We start from the raw sequence: 16,336 nt of genomic DNA, 5'->3' as shown, positions 1-16,336 counted from the left end.
CCCGCAGTGGGCGGGACCCGCACCGATCGCGGGTTGTCGCGAACCACCGAGGTATGCGTAGGGCGGATAAACGAAGCGCATCCGCCGTAACCCAACGCGCCGCAACCAACACCCCAAACAACCACCAAAAATGATGCGTTTACCATTTTAACCACCAACGAGGACCCAACACCCCCGTGACTGACAAGCTCGAAAACGCCACCATCGCCCTGGCGGGCCTCTTCCAGGCCGCCGGCCTCGTGGAACAACTGGCCAAAACCGGCTACGTACCCAGCGACGCCTATCGCTGCACCATCGAGAGCCTGTTCGCCATGGACCCGCCCAACACCCGGGCGGTGTACGGGAACACCCTCGCCCACCTCATTCCCGGGCTGGAAATCCTCCAGGCCACCCTGGAGCCCGGCAACCAGCAACACAAAGACGCCCTGCGTTACAGCCTTGGGGTACTGCACCTGCAGCGCAAACTCAGTGCGCGCAAGGACATGCTGGGCGTATTGGGCACACGTCTGAAGCAGGCCGCCCGACAGGCTGAGCTGTTCTCCAGCACCCACGAGAATGTGATCGGTAACCTGGGGGACCTGTACAAGGAGACCATCAGCACCTTCCGCTTTCGCATTCAGGTAACCGGGGATCAGGGGTATCTGCAACAGGCCCGTATCGCCAATCAGGTCCGCGCCCTGTTGTTGGCGGGCATCCGTTCGGCCACCTTGTGGCGGCAGGTGGGTGGCAGCCGGTGGCAGTTGATTTTTCAGCGCAAAAAGTTGGCCCAGACGGTTGACCGGTTGTTGCGTGAGGCAAAGGCGGAGTTGCATTGACCGTTTAGTATGGGTAACGGCGAATGCGGATAGCACAGCAGGTCGCGTAGGGCGGATAAGGCCAAAGGCCGCATCCGCCGTAACCAACCCCCGCCGCATCCGCCGTCACCATTGCGCTCGGCCCATACAACGCGCAAAACCACCCATTTTCCGGTACAATGCCCGCCTTTTCCAATCCGTTTGAACCCAAGCAAGAGACTCCCATGGCATCCGCAACCTTCGACCAACTCACGCCCCTGAACGCTGTTTCCCCCATCGATGGCCGCTACGGCAGCAAAACCGCTGATCTGCGCGCGGTTTTCAGCGAATTTGGCCTGATTCACTGCCGAGTGGCGGTGGAAGTGCGCTGGCTGCAGCGCCTGAGCGAACACCCCGACATCGCCGAAGTGACGGCCTTCAGCAAAGAGACCCATCAGCAGCTGGATGCCATTGTGGCCGATTTCAGCGAGGCCGAAGCGGAGCAGATCAAAGAGATCGAGCGGACCACCAACCACGACGTGAAAGCCGTGGAATACTTTCTGAAAAAGCAGTTCGCCGGCAACAAGGAGCTGGAAGCGGTACTGGAGTACGTGCACTTCGCCTGCACCAGTGAAGACATCAACAACCTGTCCCACGCCCTGATGCTCAAGGCTGGTCGCGAACAGATGCTGGCTCAGGCACAGCAGATCACCGATGCCATCGCCAAGCTGGCCCACGACTACGCCGCCGACCCCATGCTCTCGCGCACCCACGGCCAGACCGCCTCCCCCACCACCGTGGGCAAGGAAATGGCCAATGTGGTGGCGCGCCTGCGCCGTCAGATCAAGCAGATTGAGCAGGTCGAGCTGCTGGGCAAAATCAACGGCGCCGTGGGCAACTACAACGCCCACCTGGCTACCTACCCGAACATCGACTGGGCCGCCAACGCCCAGACCTTTGTCGAAGGCCTGGGCCTGACCTGGAACCCCTACACCACCCAGATCGAACCGCACGACTACATCGCTGAGCTGTTCGATGCCATCGCCCGGTTCAACACCATCCTGATCGATTTCGACCGGGACGTCTGGGGCTATATTTCCCTGGGTTACTTCAAGCAGAAAACCATCGCCGGTGAGGTGGGCTCCTCCACCATGCCCCACAAGGTGAACCCCATCGACTTTGAAAACTCCGAGGGCAACCTGGGCCTGGCCAACGCGGTGTTTACCCACCTGGCGCAGAAGCTGCCAATTTCCCGCTGGCAGCGCGACCTGACCGACTCTACCGCCCTGCGCAATATGGGTGTGGGTTTTGGTTACAGCTTTATCGCTTATGCCTCCACCCTCAAAGGCATCGGCAAGCTGGAAATCAACCGCGCCCGCCTGGCAGCGGATCTGGACAACGCCTGGGAAGTGCTGGCCGAGCCCATCCAGACCATCATGCGTCGCTATAACGTTGAAGAGCCTTACGAGAAGCTCAAGGCGTTGACTCGCGGGCAGACCATCAACCAGCAGGTGTTGAATGATTTTGTCGACGGGCTGGATATTCCCGAAGACGCCAAGGCTGCCATGCGGGCGTTGACGCCGGGGAATTACATTGGGAATGCCGAGGCGCAGGCGAAGAAAATCTAGTTCAGGTAACGGCGGATGCGCTTCGCTTATCCGCCCTACGTATAGCACAGAGGTTGCGTAGGGCGGAGCCGAGCGCAGCGGTATAACCCGCATCCGCCGCAACCAAACTCCGTAACCCAACCATCAACCCTGCACAACAACGGTCTCCCCCACCATGCCCCTGACCCACCTGGGCGATATGCCCGTCGAAACTTTCCTGCGCGATTACTGGCAACAGAAACCGCTACTGATCCGCAACGCCTTTCCGGATTTTGAATCGCCCCTGGACGGCGATGAACTCGCCGGCCTGGCACTGGAAGACGAGGTGGAATCGCGCCTGGTGCTGGAAAAGGGAAAAACGCCCTGGGAACTCCGCCAGGGGCCTTTCGAGGAAGACGACTTCGCTGCCCTGCCCCCCAGCCACTGGACTCTGCTGGTTCAGGCCGTGGATCAATGGGTGCCGGAGGTTCAGGAATTGCTGCACCACTTCCGCTTCCTGCCCGACTGGCGGCTGGATGACATCATGGTGAGCTACGCGGTGGATCAGGGCAGCGTCGGCCCGCACTTCGATTACTACGATGTTTTCCTGCTACAGGGAAACGGCAAGCGCCGCTGGCGCATCGGGCAGACGTGCGACAGCCAAAGTCCCAAGGTGGAAGGTACCGCGCTGAATATTCTGCAAGACTTTGAGGGCACGGAAGACTGGGTGCTGGAACCGGGCGACATGCTCTATATTCCGCCCGGTGTCGCTCACTGGGGTACCGCGGAAGGCGACGATTGCATCACCTACTCCATCGGCTTTCGCGCTCCGAGCGTGGCGGATATCTTTACTGAGCTGAGCCAGGATATCGCCAGCCGGCTGACAAACGACCAACGGTACCGGGACCCGGCACTGGCCCCTGCGGAAAACCCCGGCGAAATTCCGGCGGACACCCTGAACGCACTGGACGCATTGATTCAGAGCCACCTGACGCCCGAGGCCATTCAGGATTGGTTCGGCCGGTATATGACCGCTCCCAAATATCCCGACCTGGAAACGGAAGCTCCCGATGACACCGAACAGGGCTGGACCCACACAGCGCAACTGGAGCGGCACCCGGCCAGTCGCTTTGCCTACTGCGCCGACGGCGATCAGGCGACTCTCTATGTGGATGGAGAACAGTATGCCTGTTCACGTGCACTGGCTGAATGCCTGTGCGCTGACATTGCACCGGAAACCCGTGAGCTGAAAGCCAGTGCTCAGTCCGAGCAGGATATCGCACTCCTCAGCGAACTGGTTCAGGCCGGAAAACTCTGGGCGTAAGCCACCCTGATAAACGCGACCGGCGGCTCTATACGCCGCCAAGTTGACTGCCGATGCGATGGGTGGCGTTTTTCAGCCGCTCCAACACTTCTTCCTGTGTGCAGGGTAAGGGCTTGCACTGAATAAACGGCACGATCAGTGCGGCCACCGGGCCTTCCCGCCCCATCACCGGACAGGCGACGTCGGTCACGCCATCCACGAAATCACTGGCCCGACACATATAGCCTTGAGCCGCCGCTTGCTCAGCCTCAGCCAAAAACGACGGCATTCTCCGCCCCTGTTCGTCCGACGCCTCCAGCGCGGGGCGCCAGGCGTCCCGCTCCTGCTCCGAGCGCAATCCGTACAGCAACAGCCCCGACGCCGCCTCAATGACCCGGCGTCGATACCCCAGGCGCACGGCAAAGCCCAGATCCCGGGGGCTTTCAATGCGTGCGACCACCACTACCTGATCACCCGAGGCAACCACCAGATGGCAGGACTGCCCCACGTCCTGAGCCAACTCCTTCATAATCGGCAATGCCACATCCAGCAAGGTGCGAGTCGGCGCCTGAGCCATACCCAGAGTGAAAAGATGATTGGTAAGCTCGTAACCTTCCCCGTTTTCAGACTGGGCGATGTAACCCCGATACTCCAGCGTCAACACCATCCGGAACAACTCACTCACCGAACGTCCCAACTGCGACGCAATTTGAGAGGTCGTCAGCGGTACGCCCTCACGCGCCAACAACTCGAGCACATCCAGACCTTTTTCAAGGGCCGGTGCACGATACTTGCGTTCGGTTTCATCATTGGAACTGCTACCCGGTGAATCCTGTGCGGTAGAAGGCTTGGCCATGGTCACTCCTGAGTGCAAATTATCGCTCAAAGATACCACAGAAATTTTACATGTAAAAACGAAACCACCGCCTCCCGGCAGACCTCCGTCAAACGGACGATTCACCCAACGTGATGCAGTGCACATTGAGGTCGATTACATCCCATCGTCCCGAATCTGCATACGTATTCATCTTGCCCAGGCGACCCAAAAGGCTTTCCAATGAAACTGAGCGACACAGACCACAATAATCAGTCGCTGATGTCATCCCAACCTCCCGAACTTGCGCGATGTGGCAAGTTAAAAAAACCATAACACCAATAGACATTTCGAGAATGGAGGTTTTATGCAAAACCACAATAACCCCTTACTTCCGCGATTGTGTCACTGGCTCGCCGGTGCCCTGTCGATCACTTTATTCAGTATCTCTGGCGCCTTTGCCCAGCCCGCCCCCGGCGACACCTTCGTCCACTTGTTTGAATGGCGCTGGAGCGACATCGCCACCGAATGTGAACAGCACCTGGGCCCAAAAGGTTACGCGGGCATCCAGGTATCACCACCCCAGGAACACATCCAGGGCGACGCCTGGTGGACCCGTTATCAACCGGTGAGTTTTACCATCGACAACAGCCGCAGTGGCACCCGCGCTGAATTTATCGACATGGTGCAACGCTGTGACGCTGTCGGCGTGGATATCTATGTCGATGCCGTGATCAACCACACCGCTGCAGGCTCCGGCGTAGGCACCAACGGCAGCAATTATTCCTACGGCACCAGCTACCCGGAATTTTCCACCAACGACTTCCACGCACCCTGCGACATCAGCGGCAGCGATTACGCGAGCAATGCCTGGGCGGTGCGCAACTGTCGGCTGGTAGGCCTACCGGACCTGGACACGGGAGCAGAGTACGTCCGGCAAACCCTGGCCAACTATCTGAATAACCTGATCAACATCGGCGTCAAAGGCTTTCGTCTGGATGCGTCCAAACATATGAGCCCGACGGACATTAACGCCATCACCAGCCGCCTCAATGGCAACCCCTATATTTTTCAGGAAGTGATTGATCTGGGCGGCGAAGCGGTCAGTGCCGGTGAATACCTGAGTGGCGGCGACGTGACCGAATTCCGGTACAGCGCCGAGCTGGGTAATCAATTTAAAAACGGCCAACTGAACTGGCTGCAGAACTTCGGCGAGAGCTGGGGTTTTATCAGCGGTGGTTCCGCGGTGGTCTTTACCGACAATCACGACAATCAGCGCGGCCACGGTGCCGGCGGCAGCAATGTGCTGACCTATAAAGACGGCTCACTGTACGACCTGAGCAACGTCTTCATGCTCGCCTGGCCCTATGGCTACCCTAAAGTCATGTCCAGCTTTGACTTCTCGGACAGCGAGGCGGGCCCGCCCAGCGCGCCGGTGCACAACAACGGGAACCTGAACTGCTATGGCTCCGACTGGAAGTGCGAACACCGCTGGCGCCCCATCGCCAACATGGTGGCTTTCCGCTCCGCCGTTGGCGATCAGCCGGTCAACAACTGGTGGGATAACGGGAGCAATCAGATTGCCTTCGGGCGTGGCGATGCCGGCTTTGTCATCATCAACCGGGAAGGCAACCAACTGACTCGCACCTTCAGCACCAACCTGCCGGAAGGTGAGTATTGCAACGTGATCGACGGCGATTTCGACAACGGTAGCTGCTCCGGCGAAATCCTCTGGGTGAACGCTCAGGGTCAGGTGGACGTCAGCCTGGACGGCATGACCGCCGCCGCCATCCACCGCGATGCGCGCGTGGGTACCGATCCCGAACCGGAACCCGAGCCGGAACCTGACACCATCAACGCCAACAGCATCTGCCTGAGCAACCAGACAGGCTACAGCAATCCGCACATCTACTACTGGAGCCCGAGCCCCAGCGGCGCCCTGGCCAGCACGACCTGGCCCGGCGAAGCCATGACTGCCCAGGGTGACTACCATTGCTTTGATCCGGGCGCGGCACTCAGCTCCCTGAACATCGTGTTCAACGACAACGGCGGTGCCCAGACCTCCGACCTGACTTACACCGGCGACGGTTGCTACAGCAACGGCCAGTGGCAGAGCCTGGAGCAGTGCGGCTTTACGGTCGACGACGGCACTCAGACGAGCCCCTCGCCCAGCGAGAGCACCTACGTCTGCTATGACAACGCCAACGGCTACAGCAACCCGCACATGCACTTCTGGAATGCCAGCCCCAGCGGTGTATTGGCGGATAGCAACTGGCCCGGGGTCGCACTGGAAGCCAACAATGGATTTTACTGCTACGACACCGGCGCTGAGCTCACCGACCTCAATGTTGTATTCAACGACAATGGCGGCGCTCAGACCCCCGACCTGACCATGACCGGCGGCAACACCTGCTACCAAAATGGGCAATGGACAGCGTTATCAAATTGCGGGGTGAGCGCCCCCTAGGCAGATTATTGCGCTGAAACCCTTGAGGGGCGCGGCTGCGCCCCTTTTTTTGTGCGTCCACTCAACAGCCATTGGTCAACCTGAACTCTTGTGGTATATTTGACTACAACGGGCCGATAAAGCGATCAGAGCCCGACCGATTCAATAACCATAACCAGGTGATCCCATGCCAATCGCAATGAAAAACCGCTTTACTCTGCTCACCACCGCCCTGCTGGCGCTGGGCCTGTCCGCCTGCGGCGGCGGCAACAGCGGACCCGAACTGGAATTTCCCGACCGGCCTTCAAGCTCTTCCTCGAGTTCTTCCAGTTCCTCATCCAGTGAATCGAGCAGCGAAAGCTCCAGCAGCAGTAGCGAACCTAGTGTTTTCAGCGTGACTGCTGATTACAACCTGTATGCGGAAGCACCCACCAGCTTCCCCGTCGGCGTCGCCGTTTCGGCCGCCAACGAGAACTACAGTATTTTCAACCACAGCGATGCTACTGAACGTCAGGATGTCATCGCCACTCACTTCAACCAGCTTACCGCTGGCAACATCATGAAGATGAGTTACCTGCATCCGACCGAAGACAATTTCACCTTCGGTGATGCCGATCAGCTGGTCAACTTCGCCCAGAGCAACGGTATGACCGTACACGGCCACGCCCTGCTCTGGCATCCGGACTATCAGGTGCCCGAGTTTATGCGGGATTACGGCGAAGGTTGGCAAGACATGCTGACCGCCCACGTCGAAGGCATTCTCAACCACTTCGACCCCGAAGTGGTGGTCAGTTGGGACGTGGTCAACGAAGCGGTAGATACCGGTACGGAAGACGGATGGCGCCATTCGTTGTTCTACAACTACGCACCGCCTGCTGAAGGTGAAGTGCCCGAGTATATTGAAGTGATGTACCAGGCCGCACGGGATACCCAGCCGGACGTTGATCTGTACTACAACGATTACGACAACACCGCCAATGCCGGTCGCCTGGCCAAGACCCTGGAAATTGCCGAGCACCTCGACGGCCTGGGCCTCATCGATGGCGTCGGCTTCCAGATGCATGTGTACATGGACTACCCGAGCATCACCAACTTCCGGGACGCGTTCCAGGACGTGGTGGACATGGACCTGAAAGTGAAAGTCACCGAACTGGACGTTGCCGTGGTCAATCCCTACGGTGGCAATGCGCCGGACACCCTGACCTATGACGCCGAACTGGCAGGCGCCCAGAAGCTGCGGTTCTGTGAAATCGCCGAAGTTTACCTGGAGGTTGTTCCGGAAGAACTACGCGGCGGCTTCACCGTCTGGGGCCTTACCGATGACGAAAGCTGGCTGATGAACCAGTTCGCCAACGCCACCGGCAATGACTACGACGATGTCTGGCCTCTGCTGTTCAACGCCGACTTGACTGCCAAGCCCGCCCTCGAAGGCGTCGCTCAGGCATTCCGTGGCGAGACCTGCACCAGCGAGTTTTAAGCTGAACGATGGAAAGCGGTGGATGACGGGGCCTTTGGCCCCTTATCCACCCTACTAACCCGGCAGCAACTGCCGAGTCCCTGTCGGGTAGATCGGTCCGACGTTTCGGAGCGAAGCGTCATCCACCGATATCCACCACACCACATCCTGTGATCCACCCCACAAACTGACCAGATTCCCCGTCCCACTTTACGCCCCGCCCCCAAAGTGAGATACCCACATCACCCGCCTGTGCTTAGCTGGCAATGCCGTTCAACGGCCATCTCAATAAAACTCACTTGCACAGCGAGGATAATAATGATGTATCGACACCTTCCCGCGCTTTTCAGCGCACTGCTACTCATGATCAGCGTCAGCGTTCAGGCACAAAACGACAACCTGGCACAAAATGCCACTGCTTCCGCCAGCACCCAGGATTTAGCGGCCAGCAACGCTATTGATGGCGACCCCAACACCCGTTGGGCTTCAGCGGCGCAGACTGACCCGTCCCACATCACCATCGACCTCGGACAACAGTACACCCTGTCCAGCGTCGTCATTCACTGGGAAGCGGCTAACGCGGACACCTACCAGATACTTGGCTCCAACGACGGAGGTAACTGGACGACGCTGGCCACAGAAACCGGCGGCACATTCGGAGACCGAACGGATACCATCAATGTCGCGGGCAACTTCCGCTACGTGCGCATGAACGGCATCAGCCGCAGTGCTGGTAATGAATGGGGTTATTCCATTTGGGAGCTGGAAATTTACGGCCAGAGCGGCGGGGCAGGCAGCGTGCAAACACTGCAGGCCGAAGATTATATCAACGCCTACGACACCACGGCAGGCAACACGGGTGGCGCCTATCGCAGCGGCGATGTCGACATTGAAGCCAGTACCGACGACGGTGGCGGCTACAATGTCGGCTGGATCGAGGCCGGGGAATGGCTGGAATACACCATCAACCTGGACGCCGACACCTACACAGTGAGCTCCCGCGTCGCCTCGGACATCGGCGGTGGCCAGTTCACCATCGACCTGAACGGCTCTGAAATCGTTGGTACCCAGAACGTCGGCAATACCAGTGGCTGGCAAAGCTGGACTACCCTGACCTCCTGGCCCATCGCTCTGCCGGCGGGGCAGCACACCGTGCGGGTCAAGGTTCAAAGCGGAAACTTCAACCTCAATTGGGTGCGTTTCGAACCGGGCAGTGGCGGCACCGATCCAGCCCCTCAGCCCGTGTGGAGCGATGAGTTCGACACTATCGACAGCAATAACTGGACGTTTGAGACCGGTGGCTGGGGCTGGGGCAACCAGGAGCTGCAGTACTATACCGGCGGCGACAACGCCTTTATTCAGTACGACTCCGACGTGGACAGCAATGTACTGGTTCTGGAGGCCCGCCAGGAAAACCCGCAAGGTTACGAGTGCTGGTATGGCTACTGCAGCTACACCTCAACCCGCATGATTTCCAAAGGCAAGCAGGAGTTCGAGTACGGGCGCATGGAAGCCCGCATCAAGCTACCCCAAACCCAGGGCATCTGGCCTGCCTTCTGGATGATGGGCAATGACTTTGACCAGGTCGGTTGGCCCAACAATGGCGAAATCGACATCATGGAACATGTCGGCTTCGAGCCCAACCTGACCCACGGCGCCCTGCACGGCCCGGGCTACTCCGGCGACACCCCGATCAACGGCACCCACGACCTGGGCGAGTCCGCCGACGCCAACTACCATGTATACGCTGTGGAGTGGGATGAAAACGGCATCGACTGGTATGTGGACGACATCAACTTCTACAGTGTGACTCGTTCGGAGGTGGAACAATACGGCAACTGGGTGTACGATCACCCCTTCTTCTTTCTGCTAAACATTGCCATTGGCGGAAGCTGGCCCGGCGAACCCGACGGCACCAGCCAGTTCCCCCAGCGCATGTATATCGATTACGTGCGGGTCTACCAGTAAACCGATCAACGAGATCGTCGCAGAATAGCCGTCTGCGACGGTCCCCCCCTCTCTAAATCCCCAAACGCAATAAGCAGTCACCGCCCACAAACCAAATCGTCTATAAATCCACCATAACCGGCCCCAAAACAGTGCGCCATGATCAATACTGTAACTAAGGCGAAGCCAATGGCTTCCTCGGATACCGAACCAACCACAGGCCCTGAGGAAAAACGTCATGATTCGTGCACTATTCTCTGTATCTGCCCTGTTCATCGCGCTATCGCTGCCCCAAGCCCTGGCTGACAATCACGGCGACCTCTACGAAAACATCCAGTTGGACGATATTTTCCAACAGATGGACCTGACCCTGCGTCGGCGTAACGACGTCATGGAGGTAATGAATCAGTTCCGGGAAGATAGGGAAAAAGCGGACGAGGCGTTACAGGAGTTGAGCGAAACCCTGCCGCCGCAGGAAGAGATCAGCGCTACAACCGTCTATTCCGATATTGTTCTGGAATCACGATTGAACCGCATACTGAGGTCCGACCAGGTCGAGCAGTTAATGACTTACATCAGGGAGCAGCGGAGCGAACAAGGCGAGGGACAGCAATAAGACGTCTCGGTCATTATTGATCGGCCTCGGGTGCACTCAGGCTTTTGCTGTAATGCCCCGACGAGTCAAAACAGCAGACCCGCTTTTTACCTGAGGCCAACATGTCGCAGGCATTCTCTACCCGCCGCGCCCGGGTTTTCGCCTGCTTGGCCGACTCGACCCAGTGTATCCAGTCTACTCGTGCCAGAGTGGTAGTACTTTCCCAGGCTTCCGTTGCCGACGGAGCCGCCGCAAGGGCGTTTTGAAGATCACCCGGCAGCTCGGGTTCGGGCTCCACCTCAACGGGTGCCAAGGTCACCGTTACCGTGTCGCCCACTTCTGCACCCGCCGCCTCTCGCAATGCCAGAGAGATCCTGAGCCAATGGCTCAACTGCCCATCCGGCTCAAGCCTCGCCTGAAAAGGATGACCATTCAGGGTGCCGTACACCGACGTCCGCCCGCGCCGAGGCAGCGTGTCGCTGACCGCTTTGGGTAACACGAGGAAAGTCCAGGAAGCATCAGCGCCCGGCTTTGCCGGGCGTTGAAGTTTGGCTTTGAATGTCGACGGGTTCGAAGTTGTCATTGCTCAATATAGACTTTACCGTTCTGTCGCATCCCAAACCTGACCGGACCCAACACCGTCATTGGCGGGGTTGAACACCTCGACCGCCATGACCTGATAGGTGGGGTCATCGCTGGCGTCAAAGTTATTCATATCCGGAATAATCCAGCCGGTATCCGCCCACGCTTTGACATGATCGGCGAAGTTGATTTCGTAGTCCTTGCCCAACTCGCGCTGCTCCGTCGGCTTGCTCCAGTACTGGTAAAACGTGGAGGTATTGTTGATCGACGGCTTCTGCTCGCGTACTGAGCGATACGTAGAGTACTCGACGCCGTTACTGACAAAGGTCTTCCCGTACTCACCGTCCTGACTGGGGTCGTAGGTCCAGCGCTGGAGAATATAATACTCCACCAGGTGGGCCGGATCGTCCTTCGGCATGGTTTCATCGTAGCCCCAGCCGTACAGGGTGATATAGCTCGCACCGCTGTCCTCGTCAAACCGATATCCAATCACCCGATCTTCATCGCCATAGTGCCAGCCGGGGCCGCCGACGTAGTTATAACCGCCGCCTTCCCACTCCACTTTGAAGGACCCGTCGGTTTCCAGCGCCAGAGTAGTGGCACCGCCGTCCTTCCAGTGAGTGAAGAAGAAATCCCCCACGTGCCCGGTGGCATGACTGTCGGTAATCACGGTGTCGTCGGTGAATTTTTGGGTATAGGCCTTGAATTTCTCGATACCGGCCGCGGAAGCTGTAGCGCTGGAATCCGGAGTCTGTTGCTCGGTAGCACAGCCCACAGCGCCAAACAAGGCGAGAGCCAGTGCAGTATTCGTAAGACGATGGGTTTTCAAAGCTCGGTCCTCTTATTGTCTCCCGGCGAGACCTCCATACCTGAGGTGCACGGGAGCTTGAATGTCAGTAGTGGTCCTTATGACCATTATTAGAGCATTTATCCGCCTCGAACACAAAGCCAAAATAAGCGGTTTCAGGACTCCTTCAGCCACCCCTGCTCGACCGCGTAATCTACCTTTGCAACCACCCACTGATAGATGTCCGGCTGTTCCTGCTTAACAAACTGATGCATTTCCAACACCTGGCTTTTATAGATCCCGTTCTCCTGCCATGCTCGCCCGTTACTGGAGATATTGTGCAGAAACGGCAGCAGTCGATCGATAACCTTCAGCAGTTTGGCCTCCCTGCTTTGCCCAAACTCCTGCTCGTCCCACAGGGTCAATAAGTTCTGGATGGGGTTTCCAGGGTGGAATGCAATCCTCTCAACACACTTGCGCTCTTCAAGGTGGGCAGTCTCTCGATTGGCGCTGTAAAGAAACGTATCACCAGCATCAATTTCACCCAGATCATGAACCAACGCCAGCTTGATAAGTGTCAAAACATCAAAATCATCTTGCAACAACTCCGAGAACGCCCAACACGCCATCGCCAGGTGCCAGGAATGTTCAGCCGAATTTTCTACGCGCTCACCGCCATTGATATACGTCCGACGGTTCACGGACTTCAGGCCGTCAAGTTGAAGTAGAAAATCGGATAGTTGAGTAACACTTTTGTTCACCAAGCCTCCTGATACTCGCACTCGAATACCTTCGTTATAGCATCGACGGTAATACTTTTACAGAATCCAGAACTATCGCGGCCGGGCTCAATTTCTTCTCGTCCCCAGCCTGATATTTTCCGGTTTTCACCAACCGGGCCTGCAAACCGGCTTTGAGTGCCCCCTCCACATCCCCAAATACGTCGTCGCCGATCATCAGGCACTGGTCGGGTGCCAGGCCGGTAGAGGCGACTACCTGGTGGAAGAATTCCGGGTTGGGTTTGCCCATGACCACCGGCTCCACATCCGCCGCCCAGGCGACCGCCCGGACGAAGGGGCCGGCATCCAGACAGAGGGCATCGCCGTCGTTGAAGTATTTGTTCTCGCCAATGGCAATCAGCCGTTTGTGGGCCTGTGCGATGCGAAACGCCTGGTTGAGGTTACGGTAGTTCAACTCGTCCCGCGCATCGCCCAGCACCACGCAGTCGGGTTCGCGGTCACTCTGGGGCTCGAACAGCGGCTTGATGCTGGGGTGGACCAGCGCGTAGGGGGTCAACTGGTGTTCCCGCACGTAGGCCAGTGCCGCATCGGGGGCGGTGAAGAGTTCTTGCGCTGTCACATCAAAGCCCAGTTGTTGCAGTTTCTCCAGTAACTGTTCACGTGACTTGGTGGCGGTGTTGGTGACAAACCGCAGTACCAGGCCTCGGTCTCTGGCCGCCGCGACGGCCTCAATGGCGCCGTCGATTCGCCGATCACCCTCGTACAGAACACCGGACAGATCGAAAAATACGGCTTTGATGCGGGTGTCGTTCATGGCGGCCTCCAGTGGCATCGACGGCTCTTTTCGGATGATGCCAGACTTTTTGTCTTCATGGTAAGGTGTTGTCATTGCACTGGAGATGAGGGGAAACACGCAATGACTACCTTGATTATTGGCGCTCACGGGCAGATTGGCCAGTTACTGGTCCAGGAACTGGCGGACCACCACCAGAAACCGCGCGCCATGGTGCGTAACGAGCAGCAGGCCGAGGCGGTGCGCTCTCTGGGTGCCGAGCCCGTGATTGCGGATCTGGAAGGCGACTTCAGCCATGCGTTTGAAGGCTGTGACAAGGTGGTGTTTACCGCCGGCTCGGGCGCCAAAACCGGGGCGGACAAGACCATTCTGGTGGATATGTGGGGCGCAATGAAGGCGGTGGATATCGCCAAGGCCCGGGGTATTCAACAGTTTGTGATGGTCAGCTCGCGTGGCGCGGAAGATCCGGAAGCGGGGCCAGCCAAGATCAAGCATTACACCGTGTGCAAGAAAATTGCCGATGATCACCTGTTGTCGAGCGGCGTGCCCTACACCATTCTGCGGCCTGGACGCTTGACCGATGACCCGGCCTCGGGACGGGTGATCAACCATTGGCCGGAGAAGGCCGAGGACCAGTGGATTTCCCGCGCGGATGTGGCATTGGCGATTGAGCATTGTCTGGGGTCGCCGGGGACGATCGGGAAGATTTATCCCCTGTTTCATGGGGATCAGCCGATTGCGGCTTGTTTGGGGTGAGCGATTCGAGTTGGGTTACGGCGGATGCGGGCTGCGCCCTTATCCGCCCTACGCGTGTCTATACCGCTGCGCCCGGCCGTAGGGCGGATAAGCCGAAGGCGCATCCGCCGTAACAAGGTTGGTGATTAATACTGACGGATCATGGTCCAGCGTTGATTGGTGCCGCCGGTGCTGTTCCACTGCAGGATGTTGGCACCGTTGGCGGTGCTTTTTCCTTCCACATCCAGCACCATGCCGCTCAGTACCGATTCAACTTCCACGTAGTTACCCGCCGGGTTGATCTGCCAACGCTGACCGGCGCTGCCCCAGTAGTCCCACTGGGCGATATTCGTACCCGCCGATGTGCTACCTTCCCAGACATCCATACCCTTCAGGCTCAGGCCGTTGATCAGGCTGTATTCGCCCGTGCCGTGATCCACCACGTACCACTTCTGGTGCAGGCCACCATTGTCATCGTACTGCACGACGTTGCCACCGTTGGCGGTATCGGCATTGGCTATTTCCAACAGTTTGCCACTGAGCTGGGACTCGAACTGATACAGCCCTTCACTCACACCACCACAACTGGTGATGGAACTGAAGTTGTGGGTCATTGAGGGCCAGCCGCCGGAGAAGGTCATGCGCTGAATGTCCAGCTTGGCATTGCCGCCGTCATTCAGATCGTAGTAATGGGTGGTGACGTAGTTACAACCGTCCTGCTTGAGCACGCCGATATGGCCGGGGCCTTTGCGCTTGCCGTCTTCGTTGGGCAACAGGTTGCGCTCGCCGGTATAGGGGCCAAACACGCTGGTGGAGCGGGCCACCTGCACTTCATAGGTACTGTCCGCGCCCCGACAGCAGAGGCCACGGGTGAAGAACAGGTAGTAGTAATCGCCGTTGCGGGTAATGTACGGCGCTTCAATGGACTGGTGGCCGCCGCCATAAATTTTGGTGACAGCGCTGGCGAGCTTACCGGTATTCTGATTGATTTCCGCCACGCCTAGGCCGCCGAACCAGGAGCCGTAGGACATATATACCTTGCCGTCGTGATCGCGGAACAGGGCCGCATCAATCGCATTAATTTCCTCCGATCCGCCATAGGACTGCACCACCACACCCAGGTCCTGCCAGTTGGGGTTCTTTAGCGAAGGGGTGCGGACTACGCCGATAGCGGAGCGGGAGCTGCCGAAGGTGGAGACGGAGTAGTAGACGTAGTAATAGTCGCCCATCTGGATGGCATCCGGCGCCCAGAAGTGGCCTTCAAAGCCGGGCACCGCGTCGTTGATCCAGGCCGGCCAGGAGCTGCCGAAGATATCGCCGGGGTTATCCCAGTGGACCAGATCGGTGGACCGGGAGTACCAGACGCCGTTACCGGTGGTGAAATGGAAGTAGGTATCCCCATCACGCACCAGCGTAGAGGGGTCATGGGAGTTGGTAATGCCGGTCAGGTCCAGTGCCAGGGCGGGAGGAGCACCCAACAGCAGGGCAACCAGGCCGAGGCGGCGCAGGGTCGGTAGTAGACGGAGTATCGTTGTTCTCATGGGTCACCTATTTATGCTTATGGTTAGTGGGTCCATTCGTATTATTATCCTATTATCGTGCGTGATTGAGGGTATCAAGGTTGGGATTGGGTCGCCAAGGATTTGTAATACAATTTTTGAATAGTTGGTGGTATCTGTTATTTCGATAATTTTGGGTGGCACAACTGGAAACGGGTTTAGGTTACGGCGGATGCGGGGTTATACCGCTGCGCTCGGCCCCTACGCAATCTGATGTGGC

General features: G+C 58.2%; 14 protein-coding genes. 8 read left to right on the top strand and 6 right to left on the bottom strand.

Going from position 1 to position 16,336, the window contains the following annotated elements; all coding sequences use genetic code 11:
- Nucleotides 1-176 precede the first annotated feature (176 nt).
- The 3 genes from hflD (at nucleotide 177) to N645_RS0101820 (ending at nucleotide 3,683) form a co-directional block, all read left to right on the top strand.
- Entirely contained in the window at nucleotides 177-815 is a 639-nt protein-coding gene (hflD, locus tag N645_RS0101830) for a high frequency lysogenization protein HflD (protein WP_024459807.1), read from the top strand.
- 203 nt (nucleotides 816-1,018) lie between these two features.
- Complete coding sequence (gene purB / locus N645_RS0101825) at nucleotides 1,019-2,401, top strand: adenylosuccinate lyase (RefSeq protein WP_024459806.1); 1,383 nt, start codon at nucleotides 1,019-1,021, stop codon at nucleotides 2,399-2,401.
- 154 nt (nucleotides 2,402-2,555) lie between these two features.
- On the top strand, nucleotides 2,556-3,683 hold the full coding sequence (locus N645_RS0101820) for a cupin domain-containing protein (protein ID WP_024459805.1): 1,128 nt from the start codon (nucleotides 2,556-2,558) through the stop codon (nucleotides 3,681-3,683).
- A gap of 28 nt (nucleotides 3,684-3,711) precedes the next feature.
- Here the strand turns inward: N645_RS0101820 and N645_RS0101815 are convergent, their stop codons facing one another.
- Nucleotides 3,712-4,518, bottom strand: a complete 807-nt coding sequence (locus tag N645_RS0101815) for an IclR family transcriptional regulator (RefSeq protein ID WP_024459804.1) — start codon at nucleotides 4,516-4,518, stop codon at nucleotides 3,712-3,714.
- 325 nt (nucleotides 4,519-4,843) lie between these two features.
- Between N645_RS0101815 and N645_RS17340 the strand changes: the two genes are divergently transcribed.
- The 4 genes from N645_RS17340 to N645_RS0101795 all read left to right on the top strand — a co-directional run bounded on the left by N645_RS17340 (nucleotide 4,844) and on the right by N645_RS0101795 (nucleotide 10,941).
- Entirely contained in the window at nucleotides 4,844-6,943 is a 2,100-nt protein-coding gene (locus tag N645_RS17340; protein ID WP_024459803.1) for a starch-binding protein, read from the top strand.
- A 166-nt stretch (nucleotides 6,944-7,109) separates the two neighbouring features.
- A complete protein-coding gene (locus tag N645_RS16480; protein WP_081665797.1) occupies nucleotides 7,110-8,399 on the top strand; it encodes an endo-1,4-beta-xylanase in 1,290 nt (429 codons plus the stop codon).
- Nucleotides 8,400-8,696: 297 nt separating this feature from the next.
- Entirely contained in the window at nucleotides 8,697-10,346 is a 1,650-nt protein-coding gene (locus N645_RS16475) for a family 16 glycosylhydrolase (RefSeq protein ID WP_081665794.1), read from the top strand.
- 217 nt (nucleotides 10,347-10,563) lie between these two features.
- The gene (locus N645_RS0101795; protein WP_024459800.1) at nucleotides 10,564-10,941 is read left to right on the top strand and encodes a hypothetical protein; all 378 of its coding nucleotides are present in this window, start codon (nucleotides 10,564-10,566) and stop codon (nucleotides 10,939-10,941) included.
- Between the two features lie 13 nt (nucleotides 10,942-10,954).
- Here the strand turns inward: N645_RS0101795 and N645_RS0101790 are convergent, their stop codons facing one another.
- The 4 genes from N645_RS0101790 to N645_RS0101775 form a co-directional block, all read right to left on the bottom strand.
- Nucleotides 10,955-11,503: a YdeI/OmpD-associated family protein gene (locus N645_RS0101790; RefSeq protein ID WP_024459799.1), complete on the bottom strand. Its 549-nt coding sequence runs from the start codon at nucleotides 11,501-11,503 to the stop codon at nucleotides 10,955-10,957.
- Nucleotides 11,504-11,518: 15 nt separating this feature from the next.
- A complete protein-coding gene (locus N645_RS0101785; protein WP_024459798.1) occupies nucleotides 11,519-12,331 on the bottom strand; it encodes a glycoside hydrolase family 11 protein in 813 nt (270 codons plus the stop codon).
- A 134-nt stretch (nucleotides 12,332-12,465) separates the two neighbouring features.
- Complete coding sequence (locus N645_RS0101780; RefSeq protein ID WP_024459797.1) at nucleotides 12,466-13,050, bottom strand: HD family hydrolase; 585 nt, start codon at nucleotides 13,048-13,050, stop codon at nucleotides 12,466-12,468.
- A gap of 34 nt (nucleotides 13,051-13,084) precedes the next feature.
- Nucleotides 13,085-13,861 carry a TIGR01458 family HAD-type hydrolase gene (locus N645_RS0101775; RefSeq protein WP_238559179.1) on the bottom strand — a complete coding sequence of 259 codons (777 nt, stop codon included), beginning with the start codon at nucleotides 13,859-13,861 and terminating at the stop codon, nucleotides 13,085-13,087.
- A gap of 84 nt (nucleotides 13,862-13,945) precedes the next feature.
- Between N645_RS0101775 and N645_RS0101770 the strand changes: the two genes are divergently transcribed.
- Nucleotides 13,946-14,578 (top strand): SDR family oxidoreductase, encoded by a 633-nt coding sequence (locus N645_RS0101770; RefSeq protein ID WP_024459795.1) that lies wholly within the window; start codon nucleotides 13,946-13,948, stop codon nucleotides 14,576-14,578.
- 125 nt (nucleotides 14,579-14,703) lie between these two features.
- Here the strand turns inward: N645_RS0101770 and N645_RS0101765 are convergent, their stop codons facing one another.
- The gene (locus tag N645_RS0101765) at nucleotides 14,704-16,098 is read right to left on the bottom strand and encodes a family 43 glycosylhydrolase (RefSeq protein ID WP_024459794.1); all 1,395 of its coding nucleotides are present in this window, start codon (nucleotides 16,096-16,098) and stop codon (nucleotides 14,704-14,706) included.
- Between the last annotated feature and the right edge of the window lie 238 nt (nucleotides 16,099-16,336).

It is taken from the genome of Marinimicrobium sp. LS-A18 (assembly GCF_000463525.1).
GTDB classification, from domain to species: Bacteria; Pseudomonadota; Gammaproteobacteria; order Pseudomonadales; family Cellvibrionaceae; genus Marinimicrobium; species Marinimicrobium koreense.
This window is presented reverse-complemented; position numbering and strand designations above follow the sequence as displayed.